Annotated in this window: 21 protein-coding genes; 4 read left to right on the forward strand and 17 right to left on the reverse strand. The window is 70.6% G+C overall.

All coding sequences use genetic code 11. From position 1 onward, the window contains the following. Nucleotides 1–6: 6 nt before the first annotated feature. From Q0Z83_RS00300 to Q0Z83_RS00350, 11 genes are all read right to left on the reverse strand, one after another. Complete coding sequence (locus Q0Z83_RS00300) at nucleotides 7–1,719, reverse strand: stage II sporulation protein M (RefSeq protein ID WP_317791710.1); 1,713 nt, start codon at nucleotides 1,717–1,719, stop codon at nucleotides 7–9. Nucleotides 1,720–1,742: 23 nt separating this feature from the next. Continuing rightward, nucleotides 1,743–2,909, reverse strand: a complete 1,167-nt coding sequence (locus Q0Z83_RS00305) for an MFS transporter (RefSeq protein WP_317791711.1) — start codon at nucleotides 2,907–2,909, stop codon at nucleotides 1,743–1,745. A gap of 101 nt (nucleotides 2,910–3,010) precedes the next feature. Beyond that, a complete protein-coding gene (locus tag Q0Z83_RS00310; protein WP_317791712.1) occupies nucleotides 3,011–3,607 on the reverse strand; it encodes a TetR/AcrR family transcriptional regulator in 597 nt (198 codons plus the stop codon). Nucleotides 3,608–3,683: 76 nt separating this feature from the next. Further along, a complete protein-coding gene (locus Q0Z83_RS00315; RefSeq protein ID WP_317791713.1) occupies nucleotides 3,684–4,058 on the reverse strand; it encodes a DUF742 domain-containing protein in 375 nt (124 codons plus the stop codon). Further along, nucleotides 4,055–4,453, reverse strand: a complete 399-nt coding sequence (locus tag Q0Z83_RS00320) for a roadblock/LC7 domain-containing protein (RefSeq protein WP_317791714.1) — start codon at nucleotides 4,451–4,453, stop codon at nucleotides 4,055–4,057. Before Q0Z83_RS00320 ends, Q0Z83_RS00315 begins: the two co-directional genes overlap by 4 nt. Nucleotides 4,454–4,483: 30 nt before the next feature. Then, on the reverse strand, nucleotides 4,484–6,670 hold the full coding sequence (locus tag Q0Z83_RS00325; RefSeq protein ID WP_317791715.1) for a sensor histidine kinase: 2,187 nt from the start codon (nucleotides 6,668–6,670) through the stop codon (nucleotides 4,484–4,486). A 398-nt stretch (nucleotides 6,671–7,068) separates the two neighbouring features. After that, nucleotides 7,069–7,734 (reverse strand): nitroreductase, encoded by a 666-nt coding sequence (locus Q0Z83_RS00330; protein WP_317791716.1) that lies wholly within the window; start codon nucleotides 7,732–7,734, stop codon nucleotides 7,069–7,071. Nucleotides 7,735–7,814: 80 nt separating this feature from the next. Next, the gene (locus Q0Z83_RS00335) at nucleotides 7,815–8,489 is read right to left on the reverse strand and encodes a hypothetical protein (RefSeq protein WP_317791717.1); all 675 of its coding nucleotides are present in this window, start codon (nucleotides 8,487–8,489) and stop codon (nucleotides 7,815–7,817) included. A 120-nt stretch (nucleotides 8,490–8,609) separates the two neighbouring features. Next, on the reverse strand, nucleotides 8,610–8,828 hold the full coding sequence (locus tag Q0Z83_RS00340; RefSeq protein WP_317791718.1) for a PLDc N-terminal domain-containing protein: 219 nt from the start codon (nucleotides 8,826–8,828) through the stop codon (nucleotides 8,610–8,612). Between the two features lie 297 nt (nucleotides 8,829–9,125). After that, entirely contained in the window at nucleotides 9,126–9,917 is a 792-nt protein-coding gene (locus Q0Z83_RS00345) for an ABC transporter permease (protein WP_317791719.1), read from the reverse strand. Beyond that, a complete protein-coding gene (locus Q0Z83_RS00350; RefSeq protein ID WP_317791720.1) occupies nucleotides 9,917–10,819 on the reverse strand; it encodes an ABC transporter ATP-binding protein in 903 nt (300 codons plus the stop codon). Before Q0Z83_RS00350 ends, Q0Z83_RS00345 begins: the two co-directional genes overlap by 1 nt. Before the next feature lie 111 nt (nucleotides 10,820–10,930). Between Q0Z83_RS00350 and Q0Z83_RS00355 the strand changes: the two genes are divergently transcribed. After that, nucleotides 10,931–12,133 carry a sensor histidine kinase gene (locus tag Q0Z83_RS00355; protein ID WP_317791721.1) on the forward strand — a complete coding sequence of 401 codons (1,203 nt, stop codon included), beginning with the start codon at nucleotides 10,931–10,933 and terminating at the stop codon, nucleotides 12,131–12,133. Next, nucleotides 12,130–12,822: a response regulator gene (locus Q0Z83_RS00360; RefSeq protein WP_317791722.1), complete on the forward strand. Its 693-nt coding sequence runs from the start codon at nucleotides 12,130–12,132 to the stop codon at nucleotides 12,820–12,822. The genes Q0Z83_RS00355 and Q0Z83_RS00360 overlap by 4 nt, the downstream gene beginning before the upstream one ends. Before the next feature lie 360 nt (nucleotides 12,823–13,182). Here the strand turns inward: Q0Z83_RS00360 and Q0Z83_RS00365 are convergent, their stop codons facing one another. Next, the gene (locus tag Q0Z83_RS00365) at nucleotides 13,183–14,259 is read right to left on the reverse strand and encodes an NADP-dependent oxidoreductase (protein ID WP_317791723.1); all 1,077 of its coding nucleotides are present in this window, start codon (nucleotides 14,257–14,259) and stop codon (nucleotides 13,183–13,185) included. Nucleotides 14,260–14,346: 87 nt separating this feature from the next. On the opposite strand from Q0Z83_RS00365, the gene Q0Z83_RS00370 reads away from it, so the two are divergent. Continuing rightward, on the forward strand, nucleotides 14,347–14,529 hold the full coding sequence (locus Q0Z83_RS00370) for a hypothetical protein (RefSeq protein WP_317791724.1): 183 nt from the start codon (nucleotides 14,347–14,349) through the stop codon (nucleotides 14,527–14,529). A gap of 142 nt (nucleotides 14,530–14,671) precedes the next feature. Here the strand turns inward: Q0Z83_RS00370 and Q0Z83_RS00375 are convergent, their stop codons facing one another. Both Q0Z83_RS00375 and Q0Z83_RS00380 read right to left on the reverse strand, forming a co-directional pair. Beyond that, on the reverse strand, nucleotides 14,672–15,505 hold the full coding sequence (locus Q0Z83_RS00375; RefSeq protein ID WP_317791725.1) for a helix-turn-helix transcriptional regulator: 834 nt from the start codon (nucleotides 15,503–15,505) through the stop codon (nucleotides 14,672–14,674). 5 nt (nucleotides 15,506–15,510) lie between these two features. Continuing rightward, nucleotides 15,511–16,017 (reverse strand): MarR family winged helix-turn-helix transcriptional regulator, encoded by a 507-nt coding sequence (locus Q0Z83_RS00380; RefSeq protein WP_317791726.1) that lies wholly within the window; start codon nucleotides 16,015–16,017, stop codon nucleotides 15,511–15,513. A 139-nt stretch (nucleotides 16,018–16,156) separates the two neighbouring features. Here Q0Z83_RS00380 and Q0Z83_RS00385 point away from each other — a divergent pair, with 139 nt between their 5' ends. Continuing rightward, nucleotides 16,157–16,633, forward strand: coding sequence for a Crp/Fnr family transcriptional regulator (locus tag Q0Z83_RS00385; protein ID WP_317791727.1), 477 nt, complete (start codon nucleotides 16,157–16,159; stop codon nucleotides 16,631–16,633). Nucleotides 16,634–16,651: 18 nt separating this feature from the next. On the opposite strand, the gene Q0Z83_RS00390 is transcribed toward Q0Z83_RS00385, so the two are convergent. The 3 genes from Q0Z83_RS00390 to Q0Z83_RS00400 are packed head-to-tail and all read right to left on the reverse strand — an operon-like array spanning nucleotide 16,652 to nucleotide 19,288. Then, complete coding sequence (locus Q0Z83_RS00390; RefSeq protein ID WP_317791728.1) at nucleotides 16,652–17,743, reverse strand: Gfo/Idh/MocA family protein; 1,092 nt, start codon at nucleotides 17,741–17,743, stop codon at nucleotides 16,652–16,654. Beyond that, entirely contained in the window at nucleotides 17,713–18,417 is a 705-nt protein-coding gene (locus Q0Z83_RS00395; protein WP_317791729.1) for a ThuA domain-containing protein, read from the reverse strand. The genes Q0Z83_RS00390 and Q0Z83_RS00395 overlap by 31 nt, the downstream gene beginning before the upstream one ends. After that, a complete protein-coding gene (locus tag Q0Z83_RS00400) occupies nucleotides 18,410–19,288 on the reverse strand; it encodes a fumarylacetoacetate hydrolase family protein (RefSeq protein ID WP_317791730.1) in 879 nt (292 codons plus the stop codon). The genes Q0Z83_RS00395 and Q0Z83_RS00400 overlap by 8 nt, the downstream gene beginning before the upstream one ends.

Here is a 19,288-nt window from a genome sequence, read left to right on the forward strand (position 1 = left end):
CGCGACCTACCGCGGGATCGGGGTCCGGACGACCAGGACCCGGTCGGTGTCGTCGTCGGCCTGGAAGGTCTGGGCCAGGTACAGCCAGTCGCCCTGGACGGCGATCAGGTCGGCCTGCGCGGCGACCGTGGCGACCCGGCCGTCCGGTGTCACCCGCAGGACCTCCGTCTCGCCCTTCATCCATCGATCCTTGCGGGCCTGCTCCACCACCGCCTGCCGACTGTCACCGGCGACACCGTCCCACTCGAACGACTCCGGCAACCGCTCGTCGATCCAATGCCGGTTGGTCAGGTAGATGTCGCCGGTGGTGTCGGCGACCAGGTTCGCGCCTTCGGCGTCGCCGCCCAACGAGACCGGGACACCCACGGCCGCACCGCGGTCCTTCCACGGCGTCTCCGGCCGGTCGACGTCGCCGGTGGTCCCGGTCAGAGCACCGATCACCTGATGTACGGCTCCGTCCGCCCCGACCCGCACGACACCACGGGCGCCGACCGCCGCGTACAACATGCCCTCGGGTGTGATCGTCATCGGTGTGACATAGCCGGAATCGATGGTCAGGCCGGTGCTCGGCACGCCGTCCGGGAAGCCGCCCCGCACACTCGCCGACCGCCAATCCCCGTTCATCTCCCGGCCCAGCACGGTGGCCAGACGCCCGTCCCGGACGGTGCGGACGACCTGGTAGGTGCTCTCGCCGAGCCGGCTCTCGGCGAAGTGGATCCGGCCGTCGGCGGACACCGCGACACCCTCGAGCACACCGATGTAGGCGCCGTCGACCGGCGTCCCGTCCGGCACCGGGACCGTGGGTCCCTGGTAGGTGGCCCGATCCGGGCCGAGCACTCGGACCATCCCGCCGTCCGGTGAGATCCGCACGACACTGCCGGGTCCCTGGCGCAGCGCCGCGTACATCCCGCCGTCCGGCCCGGTCACGACCTGCGCGACGGTGATCTCGTCCAGGCCGGGCACCGGCACGTGACTGATCCGCCCGTCCCGGACTGTCCACAAGGTGTGCTCGAGCCCTTGCGCGGTGAGTAGCCGCAGGCCACCGTCGGCACTCGCGGTCATGCCGAGGAGCCGTCCGGTGACGGGTGTGTCGGCCGCGAGCCCACCGGCGACGGTCCCGGCGCCCGCCACCACTTCGACCCGCTGGCCCGGCGAACGGCCCGGCAACCCACCCACCGTCACCGCCGGTACCAGCAGCACCACGACCGTGGTAGCCGCCGACCAGATCAGCCCCCGCCTGGTGACGAGCCGGGCCGGGGTGACGCCGAGCATCCACGGTCCGAGCCAGAACCCGCCGACGGCCGCGCCGACCATCGCCGGGACGGTGATCGCGGGATGTGGCCACAGCGCACCCACGTGCGGCGCGAGCAGGGTGCCGAGCAACGATGTGAGCAGCACCGGAACGGCGAAGAGCAGGCCCCCGGCCAGTCGGGACGCCCACATCGGCGCCCGCCACCAGGGCGCGAGTCCGGCGGCGAGCAGCGCGGACAGCAACGCCCCGACCAGTCCACAGACGACCCCGATCGGGATCCCGATCAGCATGTACAGCGGCAGCGCCAGAAACGGTTGCAGTCGTTGACCCGGCGGATTCTGCTCGATCGCCGCCCCACCGAGGAACACGGCGGCCGTGCACATCCCGGTCAGAGCACCGACACCGGCGCCACCAGCCAGCGTCCGGCCCACGGCCCGCACTGGAGCATTGACAGTTTCCGACGCCATGGCTCGCACGATAGGACGAGCCCTCAACGGCGGCCGGACATCACCACGGCCAGTGCGCCGGCCGCGATCGCGGCGCCGACCGTCGCGCCGGTGATCCCGGCCAAGCCGCCGAGCAGGCCCGCCGCCAGGGGAGCCACGGTCAGCCCGGCGGTGTAGGCGAGGTTGTAGAGGGCGTACGCCACGCCGTACGCCGGCGGTCGTTGATGTTCGGCGAGCCGCCCGATGAGCACGAGCGTCGGCGCCAGCAGCAGCTGTGCGCCGAATCCGACGACGATCAGCCCGGTCACCGCCAGGGCGGTGGAGTCGCGCCCGGCCAGTGCGAAACCGGCGGCGACGATGAACGCGCCGATCGCGACCACCCGGTTCGGCCCGAGTCGGTCGGTGAGGCCACCGCCGAGCGGGCTGCTCAGCACACCCGCCAACGCGGCCCCGGCGAACGCCGACCCGATGCCGCCGGCACCGACGCCCAGGTCGTCGAGATGCAAGGGCAAGACCGGTTCGAGGTACGCGAGAGCGGCCGCCCCGATCGCGGTCAGAGTGATCAGCAGGCCCGCCCGGGGTCCCCGGGCGACCGTGCGGAACGGCACCTCGACCGGCGGCCGATGGTCCACCTTGATCAGCAGGAATCGGGCGATCGCGTCGCCCACCGCGAAGACGGCGATCAGGTGGAACGGGGCGGCCGGGCCGAGCCATCCGGCCAGTTGGCCGCTCACTGCCGGGCCGAGCAGGACGCCGATGCCGACGGCGGAGAGGGTGAGGCCCATCGCCTGTCCTCGGCGCTCGGCCGGGTAGACCGCGGCGACCAGGGCGAGCCCGGCGGTCCAGGAGATCGCCGCGGCCACGCCCTGAGCGGCGCGCCCGAGGATCAGCAGGACCAGGCCGGCCGTACCGGGCACGGTGGTGGCCACGCCGAAGAGCAGGGTGGCGGCCGCGACGCCGAGGATGCCCGCCTGGAACGGGCGACGCGGGCCGATCCGGTCGACCGCCCGGCCGACGAACGCAACGGTGACCAGCTGAGCGGCGGCATAGACCGCGAACAGCACGCCGGACAGCATCGCGGAGCCGTCGACGGCGGGCAGTTCCGGGAGGATCGGGATGATCGCGCCGTACAGGAACATGTCCAGCGCGAGGGCGATGGCGACGACGGTGGCCGCGGCGGTCGGCCGGGTGGAATCTTCCTGTCTCGTCAAGGGATGGCTCCGTCAAGCGAAGGGATGTCGCCGCCAACGATACATGCGCGCATGTATGTAAAAAAGAGCGAAGCTTCGAAGGGGATCCGTGCGATCGGGAATCAGCCGAACAGGGCGGACAGCAGGGCGTCGGTGAGGACGGCGCCCTTCCGGGCCGGTGAGAACAGGTCGTCGCCCATCCGCCAGGTGACCATCACCCCGGCCAGGGTGGAGACCACCAGGACGGCGGCGTCGTCCGCGCTCATCCCGGAACGCAGGTCCTCATCCGCGAGCAGCCCGGAGAGCTGCGTGACCCACTCCCGGATCCCCTGCTGTTTGTCCGCCAGTCCCGCGCCGGGCTCGAGCGAGGCGTCCGAACGCAGGATCGTGACATCCAGCAGTTCCCGGAAATCCCCGTCCTCCTCGATGGCCCGGAAATACTCCAGCAGGCAGGCCCGCAGCCGGTCCCGGGCCGAACCGGCACCGGCCAGACCCGCCCACACCCGGGCGCCCACCGTGGCCCAGCGGTCGGCGATCGCCGTCGTGTACAGCTCCGCCTTGTCCGAGAAATGGTGGTAGACCGCCCCGCGAGTGACCCCGGCGCGCGCACCGATGTCGGCGAGCGTGGCCCGTTCGTACCCCCGCTCGGCGAAGACCTTCAAACCGGCCGAGAGGATCGCGGCCCGCGTCTCCGCGGCCTCCTGAGCCGTACGCTTCACCAGCCGCCCTTACCCTCCGCGAGGCCCCGTCGAGCCCTGATTGAAACACGCCCGCGATCCCTGCTGGAAAGCCAGGTCAGAGGGCGCGGACGCGGTCGCGGATGCGTTCGATCAGTTCGATGGAGAGGACGTCGGGCTGTTCGGCGATCTGCAGCAGGCCGTCGGTGAGCAGGTCGTCGACGATCACCCGGAGCACGCCGAGCGGGACCCTGAGGGCCGCCGACAGGTCGGCCGGCGACTGCGGGTGCCGGCACAGCTCGACGATCCGGCGGGACTCGAAACGCAGCGGGGCGGACAGTGCCGCCGGGACCGCCACCAGCAGGGATTCGACGCGCACGGTGTCGTGGACCGTCCGGGTTCGGCCGCCGGTGAGCATGAACGGGCGGACCAGCGGGTCCTTCTCGAACCGGGGCGGCCGGTGACCCGCGTGCGGCCACCTGTCGTCGATCATGGCGACAGTTGCTGCCGGGACTCGGCGATCAGGGCCGGCGTCAGCACGGCGCCGAACCTGTCGGCGAGCATCCGGATCTCGTAGCCGATGGTTCGCAGCGCGCATTCGCTGCCGGCCACCACGCCGAGGACGCTGCCGCCGGCGATCTGCGAGACGACCAGATAGCCCCGGGTCATCTCGATCATGATGATCTTCAGGCCGTCGAAGTCGTACCGGTGTGAGGCGGTGGTCGCCACCGCGGCCAGGCCGGACACGATCGCGGCCAGCTGGTCGGCCTCGGTCCGGTCCAGGCCGTCCGAGACGGCGATCAGCAGGCCGTCCGAGGACACCGCGACCGCGCTGCGCACGCCGTCGGTGTGCTGGACGAAATTGCCGAGCAGCCAGTTGATGCTCATCGTTCTCCCCGTTGCTGTGGGTCTGGTGGGTCAGGACCGCACCGCGTCGTCGGCCTCGGCGAGCAGCACACCCTCGCGGAAGGCGGAGAGCCTGTCCCGTACCGCCTCGGGTGAATCGGTGATGACCGCGGACCGGGACCGGCTCTCGGCCGGATGCGCGGCCGGTTTCTCGGTCCGTTTCTTCGGCGACCGCCGAAGCAGGCCGTTGGGGGTGCTCGCGGGGCGTTGCTCGGGCAGCACCACGAACTCGATGGTGTCCGGACGCAGACCCCGCGCCGAGGCCGGAAGGGAGGGAGCGGGCGCGGGCAGCGGTGGGGCGGTCGCGGCGGGTTCGGTGATCAGCCCGGCCGGCAGCGCGAGCCGGGCGGTCACGCCGGTCACCGGAGAAGGGGCGAGCTGCACCCGCACCCCGGTTTCGACGGCGAGCCGGCCGACCACGAAGTGGCCGAGGTAGCGGGCCGGTGCGGTGATGAAGTCACCCTCGCCGCGTAGCCGCTGGTTGGCGGTGCGCATCTCCTCCGGGCTCATCCCGATGCCGGAGTCGATGACCGCGATCAGGTAGCCGCCGTCGACCATCCGGCCGTGCACCTCCACGTCGACGTCCGGCGGGGAGAAGACCAGGCCGTTCTCGATCAGCTCGGCCAGCATGTGCACGACGGTGCCCACCACCGACCCGTTGACCAGCACGTCGTCGACCCGTCGCAGGGTCACCCGGCGGTACTCCTCGACCTCGCTGACCGCGGCCCGGATGATGTCGGCGATCGGCATCGGCTCCGTCCACTGTCGGGGGTCGGCCGCGTCGACCAGCACGAGCAGGCTCTCCGCGTTGCGGCGCATACGGGTGGCCAGGTGATCGAGCTCGAACAGGTTGGCCAGGCCGGTGGGGCTGGCCTCCTCGGCCTCCAGTTCGGTGATGAACCCGATCAGACGGCGCAGCAGGTTCTGGTTGCGGTGGCCGAGGTTGGCCAACGACTCGGCGGTGGCCAGGCGCAGGCGGGCCTGGTCGGTGGCCAGCGTGTACGCGGTGTGCTGCAGCTGCTCGAAGGCTTCGGCGACCTGGCGGACCTCGACACTGGCGCCCGGAGTCACCCGAACCGGCGCCGGCCTGGTGTCACGGCCGCTGGCGGCGGCGCGGTTGACCGCCTCGGGCAGCGACTCGGCACCGATCCGGCCGGCCTCCCGGGCGAGGGCGGCGAGCGGTCGGGCCAGCCTGCGGGCCGCCGCGAGGGCCAGGAGGATCGCTCCGGCGACGCACACCGCCATGATCGCGGCCAGCACGGCCAGCCGCAGGGTGGCCTCCTTCTTGATCCGGGCCGCGTTGTCCTGCGCGACGCCGCCCATGTTCTGGCCGGCCTGGAGCAGGATGTCGAGCACGGTGCCGGACGCCTCCCAGTAGGTGTCCGGGTCGATCCGCAGACGGCGGCCGTCGGCCGCGGCCAGCGCGGCGTTCTCCATCGCGACCACCTGCACGCCGGCCGGTGTGCTCAACACCAGATTCTGAGCCTGTACGGCGGCCGGGTTCCCGTACTGGTTGAAGGCCAGGATCGCCGAGTCCCGAGCCGACTTCGCCGACACGAACTGCACGAACTGCCCCGGCCCGAACCGGCCGGCCGTGAAGACGCCGTGCAAGAGCACCCGCTCCTGTGCGGCCGACTCCTTGGCCAGGCTGAACATGCTGAGAGTGGCGTAGTTGCGGCGCAGCTCGCTGTCGTCGACGGTGTCCAGCTCGAACTCGATGTTGATCAGCCGGCCGATCACCGCGGTGTAGAACGCGGCCGTGGTGGCCGGGGGAGCGGTACCGGCATCGGTCGCGGCGCGCACGTCGGTGAGCCCGTCGAGTTCGGCCACCACGGCGGCCACCCGGTCCTCGACGTCGCCGCCGTCGGTGGTCAGCTCCTCGACCGCGGCGCGCCGGATGTCGACCGACTGGCGGGCCGGGGCGAGCTGGGCCCGGAAGTCCCGGTGGCCGCCGAGCAGGCCGAGGGCGAGGCCACGTTCGGTCTGGAGACCGTCGGCCAGGTCGAGCACCGCGAGGTCGAGGGTGACGGCCCGGTCGGTCCGCGCGGCGGCCCGGTAGTCGCCGATCTCACCGGCGCCGATGACACCGAGCAGGGCGAGGATGACGGCAACGGGCAGGGCCAGGGTACGGGCGATGCGGCCCCGGATCGTGCCGCCGGTGCGATGGCGGACCGCGCCGGTCTTCAGCGTGGCGAGCACGCGGATCAGCTCCTCTACAACCTCTGTGCTCGTTCACATAAACGAGCCGATGACGCCGATGTAGATGTCCAGGGAGAGGGAGTGACATCATGCGGTCCGGAAAGGGTCACTCTCCGCGTCCGCCGCATCAGCTTCTGTGTTGGCACGGTCATGGTCAATAGCTGAATGTATGAATTTACCGGCGCTGCAAACGGACCGCATCCGGAGCGAACCGACGAGCGGAGTCGCCTCCGAAGCGAGCCGGCGAGCGGGGTCGCCTCCAGGGCGGACTGATGAACGGGGTCGTGTCCGGAGCGGACTGATGAATGGGTCGTGTCATGAACGGGTCGATGAATGGTCCGTGTCTGGAGCGGGCCGATGAGCGGGGTCGTGTGCGGAGCGGACCGACGGGGCGTTCGTCAGGCGCCGATGAAAGTGACGGTTTCGGTCAGGTCCGCCCGACCCGTCCGCACCGGTGGCACGCCGTCTCGCTCGAAGCCGACCGAGACACCGCAGAACAGCGTCAGCCCGTCCGGGGCGCCCACCACCTGGCGGACCGTCTCGCGGTACATCGTCCACATCACTTGCGGGCAGCTGTGCAGTCCCTCTGCTCGGAGCAGCAGCATCACCGTCTGCAGGTACATCCCCGCGTCACCCCACTGCCCCGGGCCCATGATCCGGTCGAGGTAGCAGAACAGCACCAGCGGCGCACCGAAGGCCTCCGAGTTACGGGCGGCGATCTTCCGCGGCCGGTCCGGATCGTCCCGGTCGATGCCCAGCGCACGGTACCGTTGCGCCGCCGCCGAGGCGAACCGTTCCTGGTACGCCGGTGTCAGCTCGGCCGGATACATCGGATACTCCCTCTCGTCACCAGGATCACCGGCGAGGGCTCTGGCCGTGGCGCGCCGCTTCAGTTCGGCCAGGGGCTCACCGGTCACCACATAGAGGTGCCATGGCTGGAGATTTCCGCTCGACGGCGCACGCGTCGCCGCGGCCAGCACCCGCTCGAGTGCCTCCATGGGGACCGGTTCGGCGCTGAACGCCCGAACCGCCCGACGGCTGTCCACTGCCTCGTACACATCCATGCCTCGTGTCCTTTCCCGGGCCGGGCGACGAACTTTCGGCGACCGGGTCGGCGGTGGCGATCACGATGAACAAGACCGGATCAGGTGTGGGAGGCCGTCTCCCGCTCGTAGCGACGGACCGCCTCGACCAGCCGCGTGAGCGGCCGCAGGACGTGGTCGGGTTTCTTCGAACGGAACAGCCGGCCGGTGCCGATCAGCGCCCTCTCGTCCTCCTCCACCGTGTTGAGCGGGCCGCGTGCACCGATGCCCCGCGACAGCGCCCACTTGCGGAACTCCGGCGACGGCTCATTCGGAAAGACCATCCATGCGGTACGCGGACTGTCACCCAGCCGGTAGTCGAAGATGACGAACCGCACGCCGTCCTGGATCCCGCTGAGCACCGACCACGCCGCCGGGCCGGAGCTGAAATGGACCTGATGACGCCACGTCGTCAGCAGATCGGTGTCGACGTCGGTGAAGCTCCAGCCGTCTCGACGGCCCAGGTTGATCCGATCGTCGACCGGTGCCGACGGATCCTTGCCGCGGTCGCTGCGGACCAGCAGGCCACCGGTCAGCGTCAGCACGGCGCCGAACAGGGCCAGCGCGCCGCCCTTGAACTGCTCCGCGCGGCGCTGGCCGGCCAGGTCGAGTGTCGTGCTCTCGCCGTCGGAGTAGGTGACGCACTCGTCACCCGATCTCATCTCCGAACCGCCACAACTCACCGAGTCGCTGAGCAGCCACAGGGTGCCGGAGACCAGCATCACCAGGCCCGCCACCAGGATTAACCAGGATTGGCGATCCGCTCGTCGCTTAGCCATCAGGTACTCCCGCGTGGAAATGCTCAGGGTTCGAAGCCGGGTCACCCTACCGGAGGGGTAGGGCCGCTCTCAGCCCCGTCATCGGGGTGCAGAAGCTGCTGGTCGGCCGGTCACGAACCACATCAAGATGCCGATCCCCGGAGCCAGGACGACGAGCCAGATCCAGCGGGTCCGAGCCCGCCGATCCAGCCGGGCGCGAGAAATGCTGACGATCGTGGCCCCGAACGCGGCTGTACACGCCGCCAGCAGGACCGCCCAGAACGCGATTCCGACAAGGGTGCTGAAGAGGTCACTCATGATGTCTCCCAAGAGGTCAGAGGCCGCCGCAGACGAAGCTGTTCGCACCTGCGGTGAGGTGCCGGGGCCGCGAGGTTGAAGGTGCGATCCGTCAGGTGGCGGCGCGGGCGGGGTTGTTCGTGCCCGCGGTCAGGTGGTGGGCGGGGGCCTTCCGTGTCCGCGGTCAGGTGGTGCGCGGGGGCCTTCCGTGTCCGCGGTCAGGTGGTGCGCGGGGACCGTCCGTCTCCGCGGTCAGATGGCGGGCGAGGCTGTCCGTCCCGCGGTCCAGGTGGTGGGCGGGGTTGCTCGTGGCCGCGGTCAGGTGTCGCGGCGGGCGAAGCTGATCGCGCCCGCGGTCAGGGCCAGTAGGACGTAGCCGGCGGTCACGGCGGCCGCGCCGCCCTGGGAGAACAGGTATGGATGGTCGCTGCCGGCCAGCTGCGGGGTCAGGTTGGGCAGCAGGACAGAGGCGAGCCGCAACTGCCACACCGTCGGCAGGAAGTGGGCGAAGATCGGTGCCACCAGGACCAGCGCGCCGACGACGGTCAGAGCCGCGGCGGTGGACCGGACGACCGCACCCACCCCCATCGCCACCAGACACGTGACCATCACGATCAGCGTCGCGCAGAGCACCGTCGGGATCGCGTCGGTCCACTGCGGCCATGGGTTGATCGGTTTTGGTCGGTCGCCGAGCATCAGCCGCGCGTCGGCGAAGGCGAGCAGGGTGAACAGCGCTCCACAGCCCAGTCCGACGAGCCCGGCGACCGTCGCCTTGGCGCCCAGTAACAGGCGGCGCTGCGGCACCGCGAGCATCGCCGGACCGATCGAACGGGTCGCATACTCACTCGTGACCGACATCGCGCCGATCGCGCCGACGAAGAACATCACGAACGGCATGGTCACCACGGTCGGGTCGGCGGTCTCGTAATTCGCCCGCTCCGCCGGCGTTGCCGCGTCATAGGCGCTGACCAGCATGAACAGGATCAGCGCGCCAAGGGCGGTGGCGGCCACCCCGCCGGCCAGGAACGCCCACGTCGACCGGAGACTGCGCACCTTCATCCACTCGGCGGCCACCGCGTCGCGCCACGTGCGGTCCAAGAGGTCGGACATCAGTTGTGCTCCTTGTACTCGGTGGCTGAGCTGGTCATCTGTAGGTAGACGTCTTCGAGGGTTGCGCTGCGCGGGGTCAGCGCGTGGATCGGGATCGCGGCGGCCGCGGCGGCGTCACCGATCGCCGGGGCGTCCACGCCCACCGCGATCAGGTCTCCGCCGTCTGTGGCACTGACCGTGGCGCCGAGCCGGGCCAGGACGCCGGTCAGCTCGGCCGGGCGTGGGGTGCGGACCAGGACGTCTCGCTCGAACCTGTCTCGCATCTCGGTGACCGATGTGTCCTCGAGCAGCCGACCCTTGCCGATGATCAGGACCCGGTCGACGGTGACCGCCATCTCGCTCATCAGGTGGCTGGACAGCAGCACCGTGCGGCCCTCGGCGGCCAGCGATCGCAGCGTCGAGCGGATCCACCTGATCCCGGCGGCGTCGAGACCATTGACCGGCTCGTCCAGCAGCACCACCGCGGGGTCGCCGAGCAGGGCGCCGGCGATGCCGAGCCGCTGCCGCATGCCGAGCGAGAACCCGCCGACCCGCTTGCGGGCCACACTCTCCAGGCCGACCTGCTGGAGCACCGCCTGCACCCGGTCCTTGCCGATGCCGTTGCTGCGGGCCAGGCAGGCCAGGTGGGTGAAGGCGCTGCGGCCCGGGTGGGCGGCGTCCGCGTCGAGGACCGCGCCGACCTCGTGCAGTGGATGGCGGATCCGGTCGTAGCGCCGACCGTTGATCAGGGCCTCGCCCGAGGTGGGCCGATGCAGGCCGAGCATCATCCGCATCGTGGTCGACTTGCCGGCCCCGTTAGGGCCGAGGAATCCGGTCACCACACCCGGGCGGACCTGGAAGGACAACCCGTCGACCGCCGTCGTCGGTCCATATCGCTTAGTCAGCTCCCGTACCTCGATCATGCGTCCCATGGTGTCGGCCGGGGAGGGGTGCGCGAGTCTGACCGAGGTCGGAACCGCGGGTATGACCTGGGTCAGACGCGCTGCCCGTGAGCGCCTGGATAACTTGGGTGGGTGAGACGCATTCAGCACTCGGAGGTTCGCGGCAGGCTTGTCGACGCGGCCGCCGTCGCGGTGCTGACTTATCAAATCATCGTCGCGGCCCTCGACCCGCCGGGTCCGGCGTTCGCTGGGCCGGTCGCGCTGGTGTGGCTGGCCGGTGCCGCTGCCGGGTTACCGCTCCTGGTGCGGCGGCGCTGGCCGGTGCAGGTCTTCGCGGTAGTGACCATGGTCGCCGCGACCTGCACTGCCGCCGGAGTCGTCGGCTTCGGCGTGATCTTCTTGATCTGGATGCCGGTCGCGGTCGCCGCCTACAGCGCGGCCGCGGTGACCGACTGGTCCCCGGCGTTGTTCGTGCTGGCCGCCGGGCTGGCCGCGCCCGCAGCGACGATTCCCTGGCTCTACTGGCGCACCGGTGTCACACCCGCATCGGCCCCGCAGAGCGAGGCGCCGCTGTGGTGGCAGGTGGAAACCGGCATCGCCGTTGTCGTCATCGCCTTCGCGTGGGCCGCCGGCCGGCTGGTCCAGTGGCGGCGCGAGCTGCAGATCGAGGAGGCTCAGCGGATGGCCCGCGACGCGGTCGCCGACGAGCGGCTTCGGATCGCCCGCGAGTTGCACGACATCGTCGGGCACAGCCTGAGCCTGATCACGGTGAAGGCGACCATCGCCAACCATCTGGCCGACGAGAAACCGGCCGAGAGCCGGGCCGCGTTGCAGACGATCGAGAAGACCAGCCGGTCGGCGCTCACCGAGATCCGGCGGCTGCTCGACGTGATGCGCGACGACGGCGAGCCGGCCGCTGCCCGGACCCCCGCGCCGGGTGCCGCCGACCTTCCCGAGCTCGTGGAACGCCTGCGATCCCCAGAGCTCCAGATCGACCTGGACCTCGATCTGGAGCTTGCCGGGCGGTTGCCGACGGCGGTCGGGCTCACCGTCTACCGCATCGTCCAGGAGTCGCTGACCAACGTGATCAAACATGCCGATGCGAGCCGCTGCCGGGTCGCGGTGCGGTCCGGCGGCGGCGAGGTTCACATCGAGATCACCGACGACGGGCGGGGGCCGGCGTCCTCCCGCCGGCGGCGCACCGGCCAGGGGCTGATCGGCATGCGCGAGCGTGTTTCGATGTATGGCGGCCGGCTCACCACCGGCCCTGGCCCGGAAGGCGGATTCCAGGTGGCCGCCGCCATTCCCTACACGCCAGCCGAGGAGGACTCGTGACCGACGTTCGGACTGCGGCAGACGTCAGGGTGCTGCTCGCCGACGACCACCCGCTGATGCGGGAGAGTTTCCGGGCGCTGCTCGACGCGTCACCCGGGTTCACCACGGTCGGCGAGGCCGGTACCGGTGCCGAGGCCGTCCGCGAGGCTCGGCGACTGATGCCTGACGTGATCTTGATGGATGTGCGGATGCCGGAGATGGACGGCATCGAGGCGACCCGCCAGATCTGCGCTGCCCCGGAGACCGCCTCGGTGCGGGTGCTCATTCTGACCACCTTCGACCTCGATGAGTATGTGTATGCCGCGCTTCAGGCCGGCGCCAGCGGCTTTCTCGTCAAGGACGCCACCGCCACCGAACTGCTCAACGGCGTCCGGCTGGTGGCCGCGGGCGAGGCGCTGCTCGCACCACGGGCCACCCGCCGGTTGATCGACGCGTTCACGGGTAGGGACAAACCCTCATCCGGTGCGCCTCGCGGCCTCGAGGCCATCACCGACCGTGAACGGGAGGTGCTGTCCCTGATCGCCGTGGGCTTGTCCAACACCGAGATCGCCGAGCATCTGTACCTGGGCGTCGGCACCGTGAAGACGCACATCGGTCGTCTGCTACACAAACTGGCCGCCCGTGACCGAGCCCAGTTAGTGATCGCCGCCTACGAGTCAGGCCTGGTAACCGCCCGCGACCACCCGTGACCGTGCGGGGCCGCCCACGATCGCCCGGGCCGTTTGCGTCCGCCGGGTCGGTCGCCCGTGACCGGGGGCCGCCCGTGACGTTCCGGGCGGTGCCGGGTCCGGGCGGTGCCGGGTCCGGGCGGTGCCGGGTCCGGATGGTGCCGGGTCCGGATGGTGCCGGGTCCGGGCGGTGCCGGGTCCGGATGGTGTCGAGTTCGGGTGGTGCGGGCTTCGGGCGGTGCAGGTTCCGGGCGGTGCCAGGTTCCGGTGGTGCCGGGTTCCGGCGGTGCCAGGGCCGGGTGGCGCCGGGTTCGGGTGCCGGGTTCGGATGGTGCCGGGTTCGGATGGTGCTGAGTTCCGGCGGTGCCGGATCTCTGGGGGTCAGGGGATGATCACGGTTTTGCCGGGCAGGGTGTGTGCGGTGGCCTGGGCGTGTACCGACGGCAGTTCGGTGAGTGGGACCCGCTGGGCCACCTCGACCCGCAACTCGCCCGAATCGACCAGGCCGGCCAGGTGGGTCAGCTGGGTGGCGTCGCTGCGGACGAACAGGTCGATGCCGCGTACGTTGCGCCGTTCGTCGCTCGGTGCGGGCATCCACACCGTGGTGTTGACCAGGACGCCGCCGGGGCGGATCAGGTCGAGCAAGGCAGCCAGCTGGGCCGGGTCGATCGGGGCGAGATTCAGGACCACGTCAACCGGCTCGACGTTGAGTTCCGGGTCGACCGGCTTGGGGTTGGGTTCCGGGTTGACCGGCTCGACGTTGAGTGCCGGATCGGCCGGCTTGGCGTTGAGTGCCGGGTTGACCGGCTCCGTGTCGAGTTCCGGGTCGACCGGGTCGGCGTTGAGGGCCGCCTCGACCGGCTTGACCGTGGTGTGGTTGATGACCTCGTCGGCGCCCGCTGCCTTCGCCCGGTCGGAGGTGCGGGTGCTGGTCGTGGCGATCACGTAGGCGCCGGCGCCCTTGGCCAACTGCACGGCGTAGTCGCCGACCGCCCCGCCAGCGCCGTTGATCAGGACGCGCTGGCCGCTGGTGAGCTTCGCGTGGTCGAACAGTGCCTGGTAGGCGGTGAGACCGACGGTCGGCAGTGCGGCCGCGTCGGTCAGGTCGATGGCGGTGGGGGCGGGCGCGAGGATCCCGGCCGGGGCCACCACGTATTCGGCGGCGGCGCCGGCACCGGTCATCGGCAGGAAACCGACGACCCGGTCGCCGACCGCGAGGCCGGTCACGTCGTCGCCGAGCGCCGCGATCGTGCCGGACACGTCGATGCCCGGCGTGTGCGGCAGTGTCACCGGGATCGGCCCCTGCATGAATCCGGCCCGGATGTTGCCGTCGACACCGTTGAACGACGTTGCCGCGACCCGGATCAGCACCTCTCCGGCGGACGGGACGGGCTGGTCGATGTCCTCGTAGCGCAGGACGGTCGGTTCGCCGTACGCATGGAATCGCATTGCCTTCATGGGGTTGCCCCTACCTCTTCGATCGCTGATGCTTCGGATTCGAAGCACCTCTGAACCATAGCTCGCTTCGAATTCGAAGCAAGTGGAATGCGGTGTGAGCCGGCCGACACCGCGATGCCGCCAGTCGACGCGGTGCCGCCGGTCGACGCCGTGGTGCGCCAGTTGACGCCGGTCAACACCGCGGTGCCGCCGGTCAACACCGCGGTGCCGCCGGTCAACACCGTGGTGCCGCCAGCTGACGACGCGGTGCCGCCGGTCGAGCCGCGGTGACGGCCGACGCCGCGGCGCCAGCTGCCGCCGGTCGGCATCGTGGTGCCGCCAGCTGCCGCCGGTCGGCATCGTGGTGGCGCCAGCCGCGGTGTCGCCGGCCGATCAAGCGTCGCGCAGCGCGGGAGGCGGGGGCAGGCCGTGGTTATCCGCGGACGATTCGTCCCTGGTTCAGCAGCCGCAGCTTCGCCTCGCTCGGTGAACCCGGCGGCGCCATGAAGACCAGCAGGTCCTGGCCCTCGTCCGGATCGACCAGGCGGCGGCTGTACATCTCCAGATCGCCCAGCACCGGATGCCGGTACTGCTTGAGATCGTGATGGTGGGTGACGTCGATCTCGTGCCGCCGCCAGACCTCGGCGAACTCCGGGCTCACGGCCAGCAGTGCCTCGACGATCTCGCCGGCCGTGCCGGTCGGGTCGGCCGTGAACGCCGCCCTTATGTCCACGGTGAACACCCGGCCCCGGGTGGCTTGATCCTCAGGCGGGTACAGCGCCCGCTGCTCGGGATCGGTGAACCAGCGATAGATCAGATAACGGGACATTCCGGTGAATCTGGTGTAGTCACCGAACAGCGCCACCGCCGGCTCGGTCTGCAGCAGCGCCTCCCCGAACCGGGAGAAGACGATCGCCGGAGTGTCCGCCAGCCGCTCGATCATCAGGCGCATGCTCGGGCTGGCCTGCTCGTCCCGCTGAACCCGGCGCGGCGCCGAATGCCCGCTCAGCGCGAACAGGTGTTCCCGCTCACTCGGGCTCAACTGCAACGCCCGGGCCAGCGCGGCGATCATCGGCTCGGACGGGATCGGGCCGCGCCGCTGCTCGATCCGGCTGTAATAGTCGGTCGACATGCCGGCCAGCGCCGCGACCTCCTCCCGACGCAGCCCACCGGTCCGGCGCCGCGAACCCCGCGGCAGCCCGACCTCCTCCGGCTGCAACGCCTCCCGGCGGGCCCGGAGAAAATCCGCGAGCAGAGCGCGGTCCACCGCCGTCAGCCGGCCCGCTTGCGCGAGGCCCGGGGTTTGGCAGATCTTGGTGGTACGGCGCGCATGTGATCCCGTACCCGGCCGAGGACCGCCCCGAGCGTGGCCAGATCGGTTCCGGTCATCGGGGCGAACAGCAGCTCGTGCACCCGCTCGACGTGCCCCGGAAGCACGTGCGCGACCAGTTCCCGCCCGGCGTCGGTGACCGTGACCATCACGCTGCGCTCGTCGTCGGGCGAGGGGGCCCGGGTGATCAGGCCCCGCTTGTCCAGCAGCCCGGCCTGGTAGGTGAGGCCGCTGCGGCTGTAGACGACACCGTCGGCCAGATCGGTCATCCGAAGCCGCCCGTCCGGGGCGTCGACCAGCCGGGCGAGGATCTGGAACTGCACGTAGCTGAGGTCACCGTCGGCCCGCAGATGCTCATCCACCGCGTACTGCAGAAGACTGCTGACCTCGATCAGCGCAAAGTACGCCCCGAGCTGTTCCGAATCGAGGCGGGCCGCGGGTTCACTCACCGCCCGATCCTACTTGCTTTGAATTCGAAGATGACGGACCGATGGGCCTGGTGGACAGGTCTGATGGTCCTGTCCACCCGGTCCTCTGCGGGGCTAGCGTCACGGCATCGGCCGACCCGGCTCGTTGCGAGGGGGAGACGTGCAGACCACCGTCGAGATGCTTGCGGAGCAGCCCTTCCTGGCCGGGCTGACCGAACACCAACTGAGCCTGTTGGTGCCGCTGGCCAGCCGGTCCATGTTCCATGGCGGCAATCGGATCTTCCGTGAAGGTGCGCCGGCCGAGGAGTTCTGGCTGATCACCGACGGGCGGGTGTATCTCGACTGTGCGATGCCGGGCTACGACGACTTCGTCCTGGAGACATTGCGCTCACCGGCGGTACTGGGCTGCTCCTGGTTGTTCCCGCCTTATCGGTGGCAGTTCGGTGCGGTCTCGGTTCACACGACGGAGGTGCTGGCGTTCAACGGGCCGCAGATGCGCGCCCTGTTCCAGAGTGACCCGAGCCTCGGTTTCGAGTTGACCACCCGTTTCCTGCGGGTGATGGGCGACCGCCTGCACACGGCCCGACGTCGGCTGGCCGACTGCCAGCGCGAAACCAGACACCTCGACGACGTGTGACGGCAACGGAGAGGACAGCTACGCGCGCCACTCGGCGGCGGGGATCAGGGGAAGGGCGGCCGGGCGTTCGACGGTGGTGGTCAGGGTGATCCGGCGGCCCTCCTCGGCTGAGCGGAGTAGGGCCGTCATCGCGTCGAGGACGTGCAGGGCCAAGGCGCCGCTCGCGCGTGGGGTCGGGGCGGTCAGCATGTCGAGCAGGCCGATTCCACGGGACGCGTCGGCGTAGCCGGCCGACGGGGGCAGGGTCTGCCAGTCGGTGCCGCCGAGGGAGAACAGGCGCACGTCACCGGCGAAGTGGTTGGGGTCGGGAACTTCGAGGGTTCCGGTCTCGCCGTGCACCTCGATCGGGGCGGCCGTGGTACGGACCGCATCGAAGCTGGTCGTGATGGTGGACAGGGCGCCGCCGAGATGGTGCAGGACGCCGGTCACGTGCGTGTCGACCTCGACCGGGATGCGTTCGCCGGTGCGCGGGCCGGCGCTGATCACGCGGGAGACACGCAGGCGGGAGGCGGCCCCGGTGACGGCGACGATCGGGCCGAGCAGGTGGACCAGGGCGGTCAGGTAGTACGGCCCCATGTCCAGCAGCGGGCCGCCACCGGGAAGGTAGTAGAAGTCCGGCTGGTGGTGCCAGCGTTCGTGACCGGGGGTGGCCATCACCGCGACCGCCGACAGTGGACGGCCGATGGCTCCGGCGTCGACGGCGGCGCGGGCGGTCTGCACGCCGGTGCCGAGGACCGTGTCGGGGGCGCAGCCGACCGCCACGCCCTGGGCGGCGGCCTGGTCGAGCAGGGCTCGCGCGGTGGACATCTCCGAGGTGAGCGGCTTCTCCCCGTACACCTGACGGCCGTTTTTGATCGCCGGCGAAGCGATCTCCGCGTGCGCGGCCGGGACGGTGAGGTTGAGGATCGTCGCGATGCTGTCGTCGTTCAGCAGGTCGTCGACCGGCAGGGCGCGGCAGCCGGGGATGCCGTCGGCGACCTTCGCCGCCCGCGCGGCGTCGAGGTCGGCGACCGCCGCGATGGTCACCGCCGGATGGTCACGCAGGGTTTCCAGGTAGGCGCCGGAGATCCATCCGGTGCCTACGATGCCGATGCGGTGCGGCTCGCCCACAGCATGCCCCTTTCGATGACGGTACGGACGGAGTCGTTCTGCAGTACGTCGAGGCTGTGCCCGGGTGTCGTGACGACGATCCGGCCCGCACCCCACCGCCTGGTCCAGATCGCGGGTGAGGTGATCGGCCGATGCCACGGGTGCCACGGCTGGACCGGATGGGTGGTGGTGGCGAGGACGTCGACGAGGTCGTCGTGCAGCACCCAATATTGCTCAGTGGTAAGGGTGAAATCGGTCAGGCCAGTGGTGATCGGGTGGTCGCGCCCGAGCTCGGTGATCTCCACGGTGTGGGTGAGGAAGTTGTCGGTCTCGTCGCCCGCGCGGCACGAGGGTTCTTTACCGGGGTGGGTGGCGAACTGTCCGCCGACCAGTTGCAGATAGTCCGACGAGGCGCGGAAGGAGTCGGCGATGCCACCGTGCCAGCCGGTGAACCCGGTGCCGGCGGCCACCGCCGCCCGCAGCCCGGCCAGCGCCTCGCGCTCGATCGACGACATGGTCACGCACTGCACGATCAGATCGGTAGCGGACATCACCGCCGGGTCGGCGTAGACGTCGGGCGAGTCGTGAACACTGACGTCGAAGCCGTTCGCGGCCAGGAACGGCAGGAAGAGGTCGGTGGCCTCCACCGGACGGTGACCTTCCCAGCCGCCGCGGACCACAAGAGCGTTACCCATCCACAACGCCTATCAGATCGTGACGGCTGCCGCCCACCGCGACGACCGGGTTGGTCAATGTCCCCAGGGTGGTGGAGGAGATCTCGATGGTGTCGCCGGGGCGCACCGTGAAGTCGGTGTCCGGTACCACGCCGGTGCCGGTCAGCAGCACCACACCGGCCGGGAAGCTCAGGGCGCGGAACAGCCAGCCCGCCAGGTCTTCGAAGGTGCGGGCCATCGCGGCCGTGGAGGTCTCGGCGGCGTAGGCGGTCCGGCCGTCGCGCAGCACCCGCAGTCCGATCTCGAACGGGCCGGGGCCCGCCGACCAGCTCGGCACGATCGCCGGGCCGACCGCGCAGGCCCGGTCGTAGATCTTGGCCTGGGGCAGGTAGAGCGGGTTCTCGCCTTCGATGGACCGGCTGCTCATGTCGTTGCCCAGCGTGTACCCGAACACCTCGCCGGCGGCGTTGAGGACCAGGCCGACCTCGGGTTCGGGCACGTCCCAGCCGGAGTCGGCACGGATCCCGACGTCGTCGTGGTCGCCGACGACCCGCCAGGGGCTGGACTTGAAGAAGATCTCCGGACGTTCGCCGGTGTACACCTGGTCGTAGAGGGCGCCGTACCCGGACTCCTCCTGTCGTCCGTCGCGGCTGCGCCGGTATGTCACGCCGGCCGCCCAGACCTCCTGTCGGTCGAGCGGCGGGAGGAAGTAGCCCATCGGGATCGGCGGGCCGGCGTGGTGCGCCGCGTCCTCCACCACTGCCCGGGCCCGGTCGAGCGGTGCGGCTAGCAGGTCGGTGAGGGTGCTGTCGAGTTCGGCCCACTTGCCGTCCTGGCACACTGCCCAGAGTGACCTGTCGCCGGCGCGCAGCTGGTGAATGGAGATCGGCAT

The sequence above is a fragment of the Actinoplanes sichuanensis genome (assembly GCF_033097365.1).
Classification (GTDB): Bacteria; Actinomycetota; Actinomycetes; order Mycobacteriales; family Micromonosporaceae; genus Actinoplanes; species Actinoplanes sichuanensis.